We start from the raw sequence: 14974 nt of genomic DNA, 5'->3' as shown, positions 1-14974 counted from the left end.
CGGCCGGTCACCGAGGGGGCCGGGGGACTCAGACCAGGCGGGTGAGCCAGCCGTGGGGATCCTCCGCGCGGCCGGTCTGGATGTCCAGCAGCTGCTTGCGGATGTCCATGGTGACGGCCCCGGGGCGGGCGCCCTCCTCGCCGATGGTCCCCTCCGCGGAGAGGAGCCGGCCGATGGGCGTGATCACGGCCGCGGTCCCGCAGGCGAAGGCTTCGGTGACCTCGCCCGACCGCCAGCCCTCCCGCCACTCCTCGAGGGTGAAGCGGCGCTCCTCGACGGTCATCCCGCGGTCGCGCGCGAGCTGGATGATCGAGGTGCGGGTGACGCCCTCCAGGATGGTGCCGGTGAGCTCGGGGGTGACCAGCGTGTCCTCCCCGAGGACGAAGAACACGTTCATCCCGCCCAGCTCCTCGACGGCGTCCCCGCGGTCCCGGTCCAGGAACATCACCTGCTGGCAGCCGTGGGACTCGCCCTCGATCTGGGCGACCAGCGAGGCCGCGTAGTTGCCGCCGCACTTGGCCGCCCCGGTGCCGCCGCGCCCGGCGCGGGCGTAGTCGCGGGAGAGCCAGATGTCGACCGGCTTCACGGGCCCGCCGAAGTAGTTGCCGGCCGGGGAGGCGATCACCGAGTACAGCACCTGCCGGGACGGGCGCACGCCCAGGAACGCCTCGGTGGCGATCATGAACGGGCGCAGGTACAGGGACTCGCCCTCCCCGTCCGGCACCCACTGCTCGTCCACGGCGACGAGCTCGCGCAGGGAGTCCAGGAACATCTCCTCGGGCAGCTCCGGCAGCGCCAGCCGGCGGGCCGAGCGGTTGAGCCGGGCCGCGTTGGCCTCGGGCCGGAACGTCCACACGGAGCCGTCCGCGTGCCGGTAGGCCTTCAGCCCCTCGAAGATCTCCTGGCCGTAGTGGAGCACCGCGGCGGCGGGGTCGAGCACCAGCGGCCCGTACGGCTCGATCCGCGGGTCGCTCCAGCTCCCCGTGCCCGCGACGACGTCGCCGAACCAGTCGATCTTCACCATGTGGTCCGAGAAGTTCGTGCCGAAGCCCGGGTCGGCGAGGATGGCCGCGCGCACCTCCTCCGGGACCGGGTCCTGGGTCAGGTGGTGGGCGAAGGTGGTGGGCTGAGTGGTCACTGCGTCTCCCTGCGGGGTCGACCCCGTGGCGACCGGCACGCGGGGCGGGCGGATGGTTCGTGCCCCAGCCTATCCCCGGAGCACGCGGGCGGGGCGGCTCAGGCCAGCGCGGCGAGCACGCCGTCGCCCACCTGGGCGGTGCTGCGCGTCTCGGTCCCGTGCGCGGCGAGGTCCTGCTGCACGGCGGCCTCGATCCGGGCGGCCTGCTCCGGGAGGCCGAGGTGCTCGAGCATCATGGCGGTCGCCAGGATCGCCGCGACCGGGTTCGCCAGCTGCCGCCCGGCGATGTCCGGCGCGGAGCCGTGCACCGGCTCGAACATCGACGGCGCGGTGCGGTCCGCGTTGATGTTGCCCGCCGGGGCCAGGCCGATGCCGCCGGTGACCGCGCCGGCCAGGTCGGTGAGGATGTCGCCGAAGAGGTTGTCGGTGACGATCACGTCGAAGCGCGCCGGGTCGGTGGTGAGGAAGATGGTCGCCGCGTCCACGTGCAGGTAGTCGACCGCGACCTCCGGGAACCCGGCGCCGATCTCCTCGACCAGCCGGGAGTAGAGCCGCCCCGCGTTGACCAGGACGTTGTGCTTGTGCACCAGGGTGAGCTTCTTGCGCTCGCGCCGGGCGGCCAGCTCGAACGCGTAGCGCACCAGCCGGCGCACGCCGTGGGCGGTGTTGAGCGAGACCTCGGTGGCGATCTCGGCGTCGGTGCCGGGGCGCAGCACCCCGCCGTTGCCGGCGTAGGGGCCCTCGGTGCCCTCGCGGACCACCACGAAGTCGATGTCCCCGGGCCGGGCGAGCGGGCTGGTGGTGCCCGGGTAGAGCCGGGAGGGGCGCAGGTTCACGTAGTGGTCCAGGGCGAAGCGCATCCGCAGCAGCACGTCCCGCTCGATGACCCCGGAGGGCACCCGGCGGTCGCCGGGGGCGGCGCCCACCGCGCCGAAGAGGATGGCGTCGTGGCCGCGCAGCTCCTCCAGCGTCTGCTCGGTGAGGGTCTCCCCCGTCTCCAGCCAGTGCTGGGCGCCGAGACCGAACCGGCGCTTGTCCACGCGGACGCCGGCGGCGGAGGTCACGGCGTCGAGGACCCTCTCCGCCTCGGCCACCACCTCCGGGCCGATGCCGTCGCCGGGGACGACGGCGATGCTCAGGTGGGCGGGGGCTGCTGCGGGAGTCGGCTCGCTCATGCCCTCAGGATAGGAGCGCCGTGGCGCGAGCATCCACGCTCCGGACGGACGTCTCACATGCCGGACGGCCCCGAGGGTTCAGGCCTGCAGGGCCGCCGGCTCCTCGTAGCGGGGGAACACCGGCGCCGGGGCGGGCAGCGGGGTGCCGGGGACCAGCGGCGTGCCCAGGGCGGTGAAGAGCCGGGCGTCGCCCTCGGCCTGGCCGAGCACGTCGAGCAGCCGGCCGGCCGCCTCCGGCATCACCGGCTGCACGAGCAGCCCCACCGTGCGCACGACCTCGAGGGTCACCCACAGCACCGTGGCCATCCGCTGCGGGTCGGTCTTGCGCAGCTTCCACGGCTCCCGGGCGGTGAAGTAGCGGTTGGTCTCGGCGACGACCCGCCAGACGAGCTCCAGGGCCCGGTGGAACTGCTGCTCGTCGAACTCCGCGCGCACCGGCTCGTAGAGGCCGGCCGCGGCGTCGAGCATCGCCCGGTCCTCGGCCGTGAGCTCCCCCGGGGCCGGGACCCGGCCCTCGCAGTTCTTCGCGACCATCGACAGCGAGCGCTGGGCCAGGTTGCCGAGGTCGTTGGCGAGGTCGGAGTTGATGCGGTTGCGGATGGCGTCGTGCGAGTAGCTGCCGTCCTGGCCGAAGGGCACCTCGCGCAGCAGGAAGAAGCGCAGCTGGTCCAGCCCGTACTCGGCGACCAGGGCGTGCGGGTCGATCACGTTGCCCACGGACTTGGACATCTTCTCGCCCTGGTTGAACAGGAACCCGTGGGCGAAGACCCGCTCGGGCAGGGGCAGCCCGGCCGACATCAGGAACGCCGGCCAATACACCGCGTGGAAGCGGGCGATGTCCTTGCCGATCACGTGCGCGTCGGCCGGCCAGTAGCGCCGGAAGAGCTCCGAGTCGGTGTCCGGGAAGCCGACCCCGGTGAGGTAGTTGGTCAGTGCGTCCACCCACACGTACATCACGTGGTCCGGGTCGCCGGGCACGGGCACGCCCCAGTCGAAGGTGGTGCGGGAGATCGAGAGGTCCTCCAGGCCCGAGCGGACGAAGGAGACGACCTCGTTGCGGCGGGTCTCCGGGAACACGAAGCCCTGCTGCTCGTAGAGGGCCAGGAGCCGGTCCTGGTAGGCGGAGAGCCGGAAGAAGTAGGACTCCTCCTCCGTCCAGGTGACCTCCGTGCCGGTGCCGAGCGAGTAGCGCAGCCCGTCCTCGCGCAGCTCGGTCTCGTCCTCGGCGTAGAACGCCTCGTCGCGCACCGAGTACCAGCCGGCGTACTTGCCGAGGTAGACGTCCCCGGCCTCCTCCATGCGCCGCCAGATGGCCGCCGAGGCCGCGTAGTGGTCGGGGTCCGTGGTGCGGATGAAGCGGTCGTAGGAGATGTTCAGGGCGTCGTCCATCGCCCGGAAGCGCTCCGCGTTGCGGTCGGCGAGCTCCCGGGCGGTCAGCCCCTCCTTCTCCGCGGTCTGCTGCATCTTCTGCCCGTGCTCGTCGGTGCCGGTCAGGAAGCGGACGTCGAAACCGTCCAGCCGCTTGAACCGGGCCATGACGTCGGTCGCGATCACCTCGTAGGCGTGCCCGATGTGCGGGGTGCCGTTGGGGTACGCGATGGCCGTGGTGATGTAGTACGGGGTGCGGTCGGAGGAAGTCACGGTTTCCACTCTACCGACCGCGCCGGGGCTGCGGCGCCCGCCCGCGGGTGCCACGATGGGCGGGACAGCCGGCACCGATCCCTCAGGAGGCCACCGTGCGCAGCGAGCTCTTCGCCCAGGACAACTTCGAACGCCAGAGCCAGGAGCGCTGGACCCTGCAGTCCTCCCGGATGCTCCGGGTGGGCCTGGGCCCGGACGTCGTCGCCACGAAGGGCGCCATGGTCGCCTACCAGGGGCGGATGGGCTTCCGGCACGAGGGCTCGGGCTCGATCGGCAAGCTGATGAAGAAGGTGCTGACCAGCGAGGACGCGCCCATGATGCGCGTCTCTGGCGAGGGCGAGGTGTTCTTCGCCCGGCAGGCGCGCACCGTGTTCACGGTGCTGCTGGAGGGCGAGGGGATGACGGTCAGCAGCTCCTCCCTGCTGGCCTTCGACGACACCCTGTCCTGGGACATCCGGCGTGTGGGCGGGGCCGGGATGATGGCGGGCGGGCTGTTCAACCTGGAGCTCTCCGGCCACGGGGTGCTCGCCCTGTGCTCCGACGGGGCGCCGATGATCCTGGACTGCGCGAGCCAGCCCACGTACGTGGACCCGCAGGCGGCCGTGGCGTGGTCGGCCAACCTGGTCCCGGGGATCCAGAACGACCTGTCGATGGGCTCCCTGCTCCGCGGCGGCTCGGGCGAGTCCTTCCAGCTGGCCTTCTCGGGCCCCGGCTTCGTCATCGTCCAGCCCTCGGAGGGCGTCCCGGTGGTGCGGCAGGGCTGAGCCGCCGCCGGGAGCCGGGGTCGCCCAGCCGCCCCCGGGTGAGGCCGACGACGACCAGCGCGGCCCCGGCGTAGGTGCCGAACAGCACGAGGTCCACCACGTCCAGCAGCCCGGTGTGCACCGGGTCCGCGGCGAGCAGCACGAGGTGGTCCTGGGCCGGGGTGAAGCTCGCGTGCAGCAGGACGCAGAGCAGCACGCTGCGGGTGCGGTTGTAGAGCGGCGTGTAGAAGAACGCCAGGACGAAGGGCACCGCGAAGCCCAGCGGTCCGTAGAGCGGCACGTGCCACACCCCCCACAGCAGGCCCAGCAGCGCCGTGGCGCGCAGCGGCCCCAGCCGGGCCTGCAGCCGCGGCAGCGCGAACCCGCGCCACCCCGGCTCCTCGAGGCCGCCCCCGAGGACGGCAACGAAGGCGAAGCTCGCCAGGTAGGCGGGGGCCCGGGCGAGGGCCAGGGACCAGTCGACCTCCCGGCCCAGCGCCACGAGCACCAGGTTGACGACGGCGTACAGCAGCGCGGGCAGCCCCAGCGCCCAGGCCCACCAGCGGACGGGGACCCGCCACCGCACGATCGCCCGGGCCCAGGTCCGCAGCGGCTCCCCCGCCAGCCGGGTGGCCGCGGCCGCCGCCAGCAACGGGCCGAAGCCGCCGAGCAGGAGCAGGACCGTGCCGCCGGCCCCGAGCAGCAGGGGTGCCCAGCACGTCCAGGACCAGGCGTAGGCCAGCGCGAAGTAGACCACGAGCTGGTGGCGCCCGGCCCAGCTCCGCACGCCCCCGCCGGGCGACCGCTCGCGTGCCCCGACGTCCGCCATGCGGACCACCCCCGATCGTGGCGGCTGCCTCCGCCGTCAGGGTACGGCTCCGGACACGGCGAGGGGCCGCGTCCGCACGGAATGCTCGGCGCATGACGTGCGGACGCGGCCCCTCGGCCGGTGCCCCCGCCGCCGTCGTGGGCGGCGGGGCGGGTGCGGATCAGCGGGCCGCGGTGCCCTCCACGTAGTCGGCGTCCGGCGAGGTCCAGGCGAAGAGCTTGCGCAGCTCGCGGCCGGTGACCTCGATCTGGTGGGTCTCCTCCTTCTCGCGCAGCTTCTTGAACTCGGGGCCGCCCTGGTCCTGGTCCTCGATGAAGCGCTTGGCGAAGGTGCCGTCCTGGATGTCGGCGAGCACGGCCTTCATGTTCTCCTTGACCGCGGGGTTGATCACGCGGGGGCCGGAGACGTAGTCGCCGTACTCGGCGGTGTCGGAGATGGACCAGCGCTGCTTGGCGATGCCGCCCTCGACCATGAGGTCCACGATGAGCTTGAGCTCGTGCAGGACCTCGAAGTAGGCGATCTCCGGCTGGTAGCCGGCCTCGGTGAGGGTCTCGAACCCGTACTGGACGAGGTGGGACATGCCGCCGCACAGCACGGCCTGCTCGCCGAAGAGGTCGGACTCGGTCTCCTCGGTGAAGGTGGTCCTGATCACGCCGGCGCGGGTGCCGCCGATGGCCTTGGCGTAGGACAGGCCCAGCTCGAGGGCCGCGCCGGAGGCGTCCTTCTCGACGGCCACGAGGGCGGGCACGGCGCGGCCGGCCTCGAACTCGCGGCGCACGGTGTGGCCCGGCCCCTTCGGCGCCACCATGACGACGTCGACGCCCTCGGGGGCCTCGATGTAGCCGTAGCGGATGTTGAAGCCGTGGGCGAAGAACAGGGCGTCGCCGTCCTTCAGGTTCGGGGCGATCGACTCGGCGTAGACGTGGCGCTGGACCTGGTCCGGGGTGAGGATCATGATGACGTCGGCTTCCTCGACGGCGTCCGCGACGGTGAGGACGCGCAGCCCCTCGGCCTCGGCCTTCGCGCGGGACTTCGAGCCCTCGGCGAGGCCGATCCGGACGTCCACGCCGGAGTCGCGCAGGTTCAGCGCGTGGGCGTGGCCCTGGGAGCCGTAGCCGATGACGGCGACGGAGCGGTCCTGGATGATCGACAGGTCGGCGTCGTCGTCGTAGAAGATCTCTGCCATGGGGGTGTCTCCTTGAAGCATGGATGGGCGCGGCGGAACCCGCCGCGAGGTGGTTGGGGTGTCTGTGGGCCGGCGCCCGGGGCACCGCCGCCCGGGGGCGTCAGTGGCGCAGGGCGCGGTCGCTCATCGACTTGGGACCACGTCCGAGGGCCAGCGTACCGGCCCGGACGATCTCCCGGACGCCGAACGGCTCCAGGATGTCGAGCAGCGCCCGGAGCTTGTCCGGGGCGCCGGTGGCCTCGATGACGAGCGACTCGGTGGAGACGTCGACAACGGTGGCCCGGAACAGGTCTGCGGCTTGGGTGACCTGCAGACGGGTCGCGGCGTCGGCGCGCACCTTGACCATGATGTGGTCACGCTGCACCGACGACTCGGTGGTGAGCTCGACGATCTTGATGACGTTGATCAGCTTGTTCAGCTGCTTCGTCACCTGCTCGAGCAGCTCGCCCTCGGCGTCCACCACCACGGTGATGCGGGAGACGCCGTCGAGCTCCGTGGGTCCCACGGCGAGCGAGTCGATGTTGAAGGCGCGGCGGGCGAACAGCCCGGCCACGCGGGTGAGCACGCCGGGTTTGTCCTCGACCAGCACGGAGAGGGTGTGTCGGCTCATGGTCAGTCCTCCTCGTCCCAGTCGGGAGTCATGTTGCGGGCGATCTGGATCTGGTCGTTGGACACGCCGGCGGGCACCATCGGCCACACCATCGCGTCGGCGGAGACCACGAAGTCGATCACCACGGGGCGGTCGTTGATCTCGAGGGCCTGGCGGATGACGTCGTCCACGTCCTCGTCCCGGGTGCAGCGCAGCGCGGCGCACCCGTAGGCCTCGGCGAGCTTGACGAAGTCGGGCACCATGATGCTGTCGTGGCCGGTGTTCAGGTCGGTGTTGGAGTACCGGCCGTCGTAGAACAGGGTCTGCCACTGGCGCACCATGCCCAGCGAGGAGTTGTTGATCACGGCCACCTTGATCGGGATGTTGTTGATCGTGCAGGTGGCGAGCTCCTGGTTGGTCATCTGGAAGCAGCCGTCGCCGTCGATCGCCCACACCACGCGGTCCGGCTGGGAGACCTTCGCGCCCATCGCGGCGGGCACGGCGAAGCCCATGGTGCCCAGGCCGGCGGAGTTCAGCCACTGGCGGGGCCGCTCGTAGCGCACGAAGTGGGAGCTCCACATCTGGTGCTGGCCCACGCCCGACGCGTAGACGGCCTCGGGGCCGGTCAGGGCGGAGATCCGCTCGATGACGTGCTGCGGGGAGCCCAGCCCGTCGGCGGGCTTCGGGTAGCCGAGCGGATAGGTGGCCTGCAGGCCGCTGAGCGTGGTCCACCACGCGGAGAGGTCCGGCGCGCCGCCGCGCTCGAACTCCTGGCGCACGGCGGCGACCAGGTCCGGGATGATCTCCTTGACGTCGCCCACGATCGGGACGTCGGCGGTGCGGTTCTTGGAGATCTCGGCCGGGTCGATGTCGGCGTGGATGATCCGGGCGGTGGGGGCGAAGGTCTCCAGGTGGCCGGTGACCCGGTCGTCGAAGCGCGCGCCCAGCGTCACCAGCAGGTCGGCCTGCTGCATCGCGTACACGGCCGGGACGGTGCCGTGCATCCCGGGCATGCCGAGGTTCTGCTCGTGGGAGTCCGGGAACACTCCGCGCGCGGTCAGCGTGGTCACCACCGGGGCGCCGGTGAGCTCCGCCAGCTCGGCGAGCTCGGCCGCCGCGTCGGCGCGCATCGTCCCGCCGCCCACGTAGAGCACCGGGCGCTGGGCGGCCGCGACGAGCTTGGCGGCCTCCCGCACCTGCTTGGCGTGCCCGCGGGTGACGGGGCGGTAGCCGGGCAGGTCCATCCGCGGCGGCCAGGAGAACGTCATGGTGTCCTGCTGGGCGTCTTTGGCGATGTCCACGAGCACGGGACCGGGCCGGCCGGTCGAGGCGAGGTGGAAGGCCTCGGCGAGCACCCGCGGGATCTCCTCGGCCTGCGTCACCAGGTAGGAGTGCTTGGTGATCGGCATCGTCATTCCCACGATGTCGGCCTCCTGAAAGGCGTCGGAGCCGATGACCTTCGAGGACACCTGCCCGGTGATGGCGACCATGGGGATGGAGTCCATGTGCGCGTCCGCGATCGCAGTGACGAGGTTCGTGGCCCCGGGGCCGGAGGTCGCGATGCACACGCCCACCCGCCCGGAGGCCAGGGCGTAGCCCTCGGCGGCGTGGCCGGCGCCCTGCTCGTGCCGGACCAGGATGTGGTTGATCCTGTCGGTGTCCATCAGCGGGTCGTAGGTCGGCAGGATGGCGCCGCCGGGCAGGCCGAACACGTCGGTCACCCCGAGCTCCTCCAGGGACCGGATGACGGCCTGGGAGCCGGTCATCTGCATGGGCGGCACGGTGTTGCCGGGCCCGTGGACGGCCGGGGCTGCCGGGACGACGTGCTCGCGGGCGCCCGGAGGCCGGTGGTCGGCGGCGGTGTCCACCCGCTTGGTGGCCATCAGCGCCGGGCTGATCGGCTGTCCCTTGCTCATGTCACTGTCCTTCTGGTGTCGGTGGTTCTGTTCCGGCCCCTGCGGTCGCGTCCCCGATGGCGCCGGGCAAGAAAAAGGGCCCTCGCTGCACCGGGTGGTGCGACAGGGCCCGTGCGCTCGACCGGTCGTCGGCTCAGGCCCCGCGTCCGACGAGGACGCGTACCGTGAGCTGGACGACACCGTGGCTGAGTTGCATGGCTCCATGCTCTGCCGCCCGCCCGGGCGTGTCAATCTTCGGACGGCCCGTCCCACCATGTGAGACAGCGCACGCCGGGGCCGTCGCCGCGCGCCCGCGACAGCCTTTGTGGGGCCGCCCTCCTGCCGCCGCGGCAGCGGCCGGCTCCGTGCGGCGAACCAGCCCGGGGTCCGCACGGCACGTCCGGCCGGACCGGGCGCCGGCCGCACGCGCGGTGCGGCGGATCCGGGGCGGCCCCGAGGCGGTCCGGGCGAAATGGACAAGCCGCCGTGAGGTGGTAGAGTACTTTCTCGTTGCGAGGCGGAGCACGGCGCAAGCCGGCCGGCCCGATTCGGCCCCCGGGCCGGGTCGTGCTACTGTTTCTGCCGCAGCACCCGCGCCCCTAGCTCAATTGGCAGAGCAATTGACTCTTAATCAATGGGTTCTCGGTTCGAGTCCGAGGGGGCGCACCACAGCAGAGGCCCTGCCGCATCAGCACGCGGCAGGGCCTCTCGTCGTTTCCGGGACCGATTGCAGCGCACCACTCCGGCCTTGGGACGCCTCCCGTCGTCGTCGGCCTCCCCGCGCCGGCCCGGGCACGACAGTGCCCGGGGTCACGGCTGTGCCCCGGGCGTCCTCGGCGGGGCCCTGCCCTCGTGGTCCCGCGCGCGGCGGTGCGGAGACCGCGTCGCGCCGCCTCCCGGCCGGGGCCGCGGGCGGCGCGGACCGGCTCAGGGAGTGGTGTCGCCCTGGGCCACGGTCTCGCGCTCCACTGCGTCGTCCACCTCGATCTCCTGGGCGGCCGGGGACGCGCCGGCGGAACCGGCGTCGGTGACGGTTCCGTCGGGCTCCACCCGCAGCTTCCAGCGGGCGCCGCCGAGGGTGGTGATGATGTCGGCCAGGGTGCGGCGCAGGCTCTCGTCGGTGAGCAGGCCGTCCCCCACCAGGTCGTCCTCGAGCTGCGTGGCGGCCTCGAGGATGCGCTGCCCCTCCGGGGTGATCGACACGAGGTGGCTGCGGCGGTCCCGCACGTTCTTCGAGCGGGTGACGTGCCCGTGCAGCTCGAGCCGGTGCAGCGTCTTGCCCATGGTCTGCGCCTGCACCCGGACGCGGTGCGCCAGCTGGGCCTGCGTCATGCTCCCCGCGGTCTGCAGCACGTCGAGGGCCATGACGCCCGCATGGGTGACGCCGAGCGTGGCCAGGCGCTCGTTCCAGGCGTGCTCCACGAGACGCGCCGCCGTGGAGAGCAGTCTGTTGGTGGGCCATTGAGTGGTGAAAGGCATGAAAAGCAGTCTACCGACCCGGAACGCCGATTACAGCATCATGCTAAGCAAACTTATGAGCATTTCGCCGCGCGTGGACACCGGGGTCCCGAGGTGCCGCCCGCTGACCCGTCCAGCGGCCCCCCGGGAACCGCCGGTAGTCTTCGTGGTCCGGGCACCGCCCGCACAGCACAGCACAGCACAGCACAGCACAGCACGACAGCATGGAGGAACCGTTCATGGCGGCACGTCTCGAACCCGGCCGGAAGGCCCCCGACTTCACCCTGCCCGACGCGCAGGGCCGGCCCGTCTCGCTCGCCGACCACCGCGGGCGCCGCGTGGTCGTCTACTTCTACCCCAAGGCCTCCACGCCCGGCTGCACCACGCAGGCGTGCGACTTCCGCGACAGCCTGGAGCGCTTCGCCGCGGACGGCTTCGCCGTCGTCGGCATCTCCCCCGACGGCCCGGAGGCGCTGGCCCGGTTCGCCGACGCCGAGGCCCTGACCTTCCCCCTGCTCTCCGACGCCGACCACCGGGTCGCCGAGGCGTACGGGGCCTGGGGCGAGAAGAAGAACTACGGCAAGACCTACGAGGGCCTCGTGCGCTCGACCGTGGTGGTCGGCCCGGAGGGGGACGTGGAGCTCGCGCAGTACAACGTCCGTGCGACGGGACACGTGGCGAAGCTGCGCCGGGACCTCGGGCTCGACGCCTGAGGCTAGGATGAGCGGGGGCCCGGACGGGCCCCTCGGCGCGAGTGGTGGAACTGGCAGACACGCAGGATTTAGGTTCCTGTGCCCTGACCGGCGTGCGGGTTCGAGTCCCGCCTCGCGCACCCCACGGCCCCGCACGGGGCCTGAGCACGACCCGGCCGACGGCGATCAGCACGGCGGCCTCCACGACGACGACCACCCCGCCGGCCGGTCCGGCCGGCCACGAAGGACCCATGGCGCCCAGGCGAGTTCCCCGCACCGCGGCCGCCCTCGCGCTCTGCGCGGGGCTGCTCGCCGTGAGCGCGTGCGCGCCCGGCGACGGCTCGCCCGCTCCCACGGCCTCCCGCTCGGTACCGCAGGCCACGTTCGTCTTCGCCAACGCGGCGGCGGCGCCCACCCTGGACCCGGCGGTGGTCAGCACCGTGGAGACCTCACGGATCGCGGCCCAGATGCTGGAGGGCCTGGTGCGGGCTGACCCGTCGACGGGCGAGCCCGTGCCGGCGCTCGCCACGTCCTGGCAGCGCTCGGCGGACGGGCTGACCTACACCTTCGAGCTGCGCGACGGGGTGCGCTTCCACGACGGCACCGTCCTGGACGCGGACGCGGTCTGCGCGAACTTCGAGCGCTGGGAGTCCCTGGCCGCTGCCGGGCAGCGGACCTCCTTCGCCACGGTCTTCCGCGCCGCCGACGGCGGGACCCTGTACGAGGGTTGCACCGTGGAGTCGCCCTCATCCCTGGAGCTGTCCCTGACCTCCGCCCGCACGCCCGTGCTGCGGGCGCTGACGCAGCCGGCCTTCGGCATCGCCTCCCCGGAGGCCCTGGCGGCCGGCACGCAGGGGACCCACCCCGTGGGAACCGGCCCGTTCCGCTACGAGTCCGGGGACGGCACCCGCGTGGTGCTCCGGGCCGATCCCGGCTACTGGGGTGAGCTCGGGGACATCGGCACCCTCGAGTTCCGCACCGTCGCCGAGCCCGAGCTGCGCTACGTCGCGCTGCGCCTGGGCCAGGTGGACGGCTACGACCAGGTGGGCCTGGACTCCTTCGCCCCGCTGGCCCGGGAGGGCGTCCAGGTCTTCCAGCGGGACCCGTACTCGGTCTCCTACCTCGGCATCAACCAGAACGTGCCCCCGCTCGACGACCCGGACGTGCGGGAGGCGATCGCCGCCGCGGTGGACCGGGGCGCCATCGTGCGCGAGCACTATCCCGACGGCACCCGGGTCGCCGACCAGTTCCTCCCGGCCCGCTTCGCGATGGACGGGACGGACCTGCAGGTGCCCTCCTACAACCCGCAGCGGGCGCGGGAGCTGCTCGCACAGTCCTCCTACGACGGGGAGCCGCTGCGCTTCTACTACCCGCGCCACACCTCCCGCACGTACATGCAGGAGCCCGAGAAGGTCTACGCCGACATCGCGGCCCAGCTGGTCCGGGCGGGCTTCGTGATCGAGCCCGTGCCGGTGGACTGGACGGACGGGTACGTCCAGCAGGTCCAGGACCCGGACGGCGACCACGCCCTGCACCTGCTGGGCTGGAACGGCGGCTACCGGGATCCGGACTACTTCATGGGGGCGCTCTTCGGCGGGCCCGGCGGCGAGTTCGGGATCGACAACGCCTCGCTGTTCCGGGCGGTCGACCGCGCGGCGGCCCTGCCCGACGGCGAGGAGCGCACCCGCGCCTACGCGTCGATCAACGACCGACTCTCCCGTCTGCTGCCGGCCGTCCCGCTGGCCCACCCGATCTCGGCCGTGGCCGTCGACGACTCCGTCACCTCGTTCCCGCTGACCTCCACCGGCTACGAGGAGTTCAACCGGGTCCGCCTCGACCCCGCGCGCTGAGTCCGGCCGCCGAGCGCCCGGTGCCATTCGGGAATCGTCCGGGCGTGGCGTTAGTCTGAGTCCCGACCACTCACCGGCGCAGCGTCAGCGCCGGGCGTTCTACGGGAGCATCGACTGTGACATCACCTCAGGCAACGGAATCGACCGACGTCCTCCTGATCGGGGGCGGCGTCATGAGCGCCACCCTCGGCGTGTTCCTCAAGGAGCTCGAGCCGCAGTGGGACATCACGCTGCTGGAGCGCCTGGACCAGGTGGGCGCGGAGAGCTCCAACGTCTGGAACAACGCCGGCACGGGCCACTCCGCGCTGTGCGAGCTCAACTACGCCCCGCAGGCCGCCGACGGCTCGGTGAACCCGGCCAAGTCGCTGAGCATCAACGAGCAGTTCCAGCTCTCCCGCCAGTTCTGGGCCTCCCTCGTGTCCGAGGGCAAGCTGCAGGACCCGCGAACCTTCATCAACCCCGTGCCGCACATGTCCCTGGTCTTCGGCGACGCCCACAGCGACTACCTGCGGCGCCGCTACGAGGCGCTGAAGCCGAACAAGCTCTTCGAGCGCATGGAGTACACCGAGGACCGGGACAGGATCGCCGGCTGGGCGCCCCTGACCATGCACGGCCGGGGCGCCGGGCGGGTGGCCGCCTCCTGGTCCCCGGAGGGCACCGACGTCGACTTCGGCGAGCTGACGCGGCAGCAGGTCGCCCACCTGCAGGCCCGGGGCGGCGAGGTCCGCTACGGCCAGCAGGTCGTGGACCTCGACCGGCAGAGCGACGGCACGTGGGTGGCCGAGGTCAAGAACCGGCTCAACGCCGAGGGCCACCGCCTGATCCGGGCCAAGTTCGTCTTCGTGGGCGCCGGCGGCGGCGCCCTGCCGCTGCTGCAGAAGTCCGGCATCCGCGAGGCCAAGGGCTACGGCGGGTTCCCGGTCTCGGGCCTGTGGCTGCGCAACACCGACGAGAACGTGGCCTCCCAGCACAACGCCAAGGTCTACGGCCAGGCCTCCGTGGGGGCTCCCCCCATGTCCGTGCCGCACCTGGACACCCGGTACGAGCACGGCCGGCGCGCCCTGCTCTTCGGCCCCTACGGCGGCTTCAAGCCCAACTTCCTCAAGCAGGGCTCGTTCCTCGACCTGCCGCTGTCCGTGCGCCCGCACAACCTCTACCCCATGACCCGCGCCGGCCTGGCGAACCTGGACCTCGTGAAGTACCTGCTGAGCGAGCTGGCCAAGACCAAGGGGCAGCGCGTCGAGGCCCTCCAGCAGTTCTACCCGACCGCCGACGGCTCCCAGTGGGAGCTCGTCGAGGCCGGCCAGCGGGTGCAGGTGATGAAGCGGGACAAGGAGAAGGGCGGCGTGCTGCAGTTCGGCACCGAGCTCATCACCGCCGCCGACGGCTCCATCGCCGGCCTGCTGGGGGCGTCCCCGGGTGCCTCCACGGCCGTGCCCATCATGCTCAACCTGCTGGCCAAGTCCTTCCCGGGGCGGATCTCCGGGTGGGAGGGCCGCCTGAAGGAGCTCATCCCCTCCTACGGCGTCACCCTCAACGACCACCCGCAGCTCGCGGACGAGGTCATGGGCCGCACCGCCCAGGTGCTCGGCATCGGCTGACCCCGCGCCGGCCCGGCACGCGAGCCCCGGACCCGCCGGTCCGGGGCTCGCGGCGTGCCCGCCCCCGCCCGGTGCCGGCACGGACGGTCCCGGCCCCCTGTCGGATTCCGGCGGTACGCTGAGGAGCGCCCGCTCCCGGCCTCCCCGGGGCGCCCTCGACCGTCCCTCCCCTAGGAG

General features: G+C 72.5%; 12 protein-coding genes and 2 tRNA genes. 6 read left to right on the top strand and 8 right to left on the bottom strand.

Annotated features, from left to right (window positions below; all coding sequences use genetic code 11):
- Positions 1-28: 28 nt before the first annotated feature.
- The 3 genes from BJF77_RS05600 to metG form a co-directional block, all read right to left on the bottom strand.
- Positions 29-1138 carry a branched-chain amino acid aminotransferase gene (locus BJF77_RS05600; RefSeq protein ID WP_075871537.1) on the bottom strand — a complete coding sequence of 370 codons (1110 nt, stop codon included), beginning with the start codon at positions 1136-1138 and terminating at the stop codon, positions 29-31.
- Positions 1139-1236: 98 nt separating this feature from the next.
- Positions 1237-2313 carry a 3-isopropylmalate dehydrogenase gene (locus tag BJF77_RS05595; protein ID WP_075871536.1) on the bottom strand — a complete coding sequence of 359 codons (1077 nt, stop codon included), beginning with the start codon at positions 2311-2313 and terminating at the stop codon, positions 1237-1239.
- Positions 2314-2391: 78 nt separating this feature from the next.
- Positions 2392-3954: a methionine--tRNA ligase gene (metG, locus tag BJF77_RS05590; protein ID WP_075871535.1), complete on the bottom strand. Its 1563-nt coding sequence runs from the start codon at positions 3952-3954 to the stop codon at positions 2392-2394.
- 95 nt (positions 3955-4049) lie between these two features.
- Here metG and BJF77_RS05585 point away from each other — a divergent pair, with 95 nt between their 5' ends.
- Positions 4050-4718, top strand: a complete 669-nt coding sequence (locus BJF77_RS05585; protein ID WP_047804521.1) for an AIM24 family protein — start codon at positions 4050-4052, stop codon at positions 4716-4718.
- Here BJF77_RS05585 and BJF77_RS05580 read toward each other — a convergent pair.
- The 4 genes from BJF77_RS05580 to BJF77_RS05565 all read right to left on the bottom strand — a co-directional run bounded on the left by BJF77_RS05580 (position 4672) and on the right by BJF77_RS05565 (position 9217).
- The gene (locus BJF77_RS05580; RefSeq protein WP_083664992.1) at positions 4672-5526 is read right to left on the bottom strand and encodes a CPBP family intramembrane glutamic endopeptidase; all 855 of its coding nucleotides are present in this window, start codon (positions 5524-5526) and stop codon (positions 4672-4674) included. The genes BJF77_RS05585 and BJF77_RS05580 overlap by 47 nt on opposite strands.
- A gap of 160 nt (positions 5527-5686) precedes the next feature.
- Positions 5687-6712, bottom strand: a complete 1026-nt coding sequence (ilvC, locus tag BJF77_RS05575) for a ketol-acid reductoisomerase (protein WP_075871534.1) — start codon at positions 6710-6712, stop codon at positions 5687-5689.
- 100 nt (positions 6713-6812) lie between these two features.
- Positions 6813-7322 (bottom strand): acetolactate synthase small subunit, encoded by a 510-nt coding sequence (ilvN, locus tag BJF77_RS05570; RefSeq protein WP_047804519.1) that lies wholly within the window; start codon positions 7320-7322, stop codon positions 6813-6815.
- 2 nt (positions 7323-7324) lie between these two features.
- A complete protein-coding gene (locus tag BJF77_RS05565; protein ID WP_047804518.1) occupies positions 7325-9217 on the bottom strand; it encodes an acetolactate synthase large subunit in 1893 nt (630 codons plus the stop codon).
- A gap of 572 nt (positions 9218-9789) precedes the next feature.
- Here BJF77_RS05565 and BJF77_RS05560 point away from each other — a divergent pair.
- Positions 9790-9865 (top strand) — tRNA-Lys (locus tag BJF77_RS05560).
- 258 nt (positions 9866-10123) lie between these two features.
- On the opposite strand, the gene BJF77_RS05555 is transcribed toward BJF77_RS05560, so the two are convergent.
- Positions 10124-10675 (bottom strand): MarR family winged helix-turn-helix transcriptional regulator, encoded by a 552-nt coding sequence (locus BJF77_RS05555; protein ID WP_075871533.1) that lies wholly within the window; start codon positions 10673-10675, stop codon positions 10124-10126.
- A gap of 218 nt (positions 10676-10893) precedes the next feature.
- On the opposite strand from BJF77_RS05555, the gene bcp reads away from it, so the two are divergent.
- From bcp to BJF77_RS05535, 4 genes are all read left to right on the top strand, one after another.
- A complete protein-coding gene (bcp, locus tag BJF77_RS05550) occupies positions 10894-11367 on the top strand; it encodes a thioredoxin-dependent thiol peroxidase (protein WP_047804517.1) in 474 nt (157 codons plus the stop codon).
- A 35-nt stretch (positions 11368-11402) separates the two neighbouring features.
- Positions 11403-11486, top strand: a tRNA-Leu gene (locus tag BJF77_RS05545).
- A gap of 111 nt (positions 11487-11597) precedes the next feature.
- Entirely contained in the window at positions 11598-13196 is a 1599-nt protein-coding gene (locus BJF77_RS05540; RefSeq protein ID WP_047804516.1) for an ABC transporter substrate-binding protein, read from the top strand.
- A 116-nt stretch (positions 13197-13312) separates the two neighbouring features.
- Positions 13313-14797, top strand: a complete 1485-nt coding sequence (locus BJF77_RS05535) for a malate:quinone oxidoreductase (RefSeq protein WP_075871532.1) — start codon at positions 13313-13315, stop codon at positions 14795-14797.
- Positions 14798-14974: the final 177 nt, after the last annotated feature.

The sequence above is a fragment of the Kocuria sp. CNJ-770 genome, assembly GCF_001942375.1.
In the GTDB taxonomy this organism is placed as follows: Bacteria; Actinomycetota; Actinomycetes; order Actinomycetales; family Micrococcaceae; genus Kocuria; species Kocuria oceani.
The sequence above is the reverse complement of the archived record's forward strand: the minus strand, read 5'-3'. Positions and strand labels throughout refer to the sequence as shown.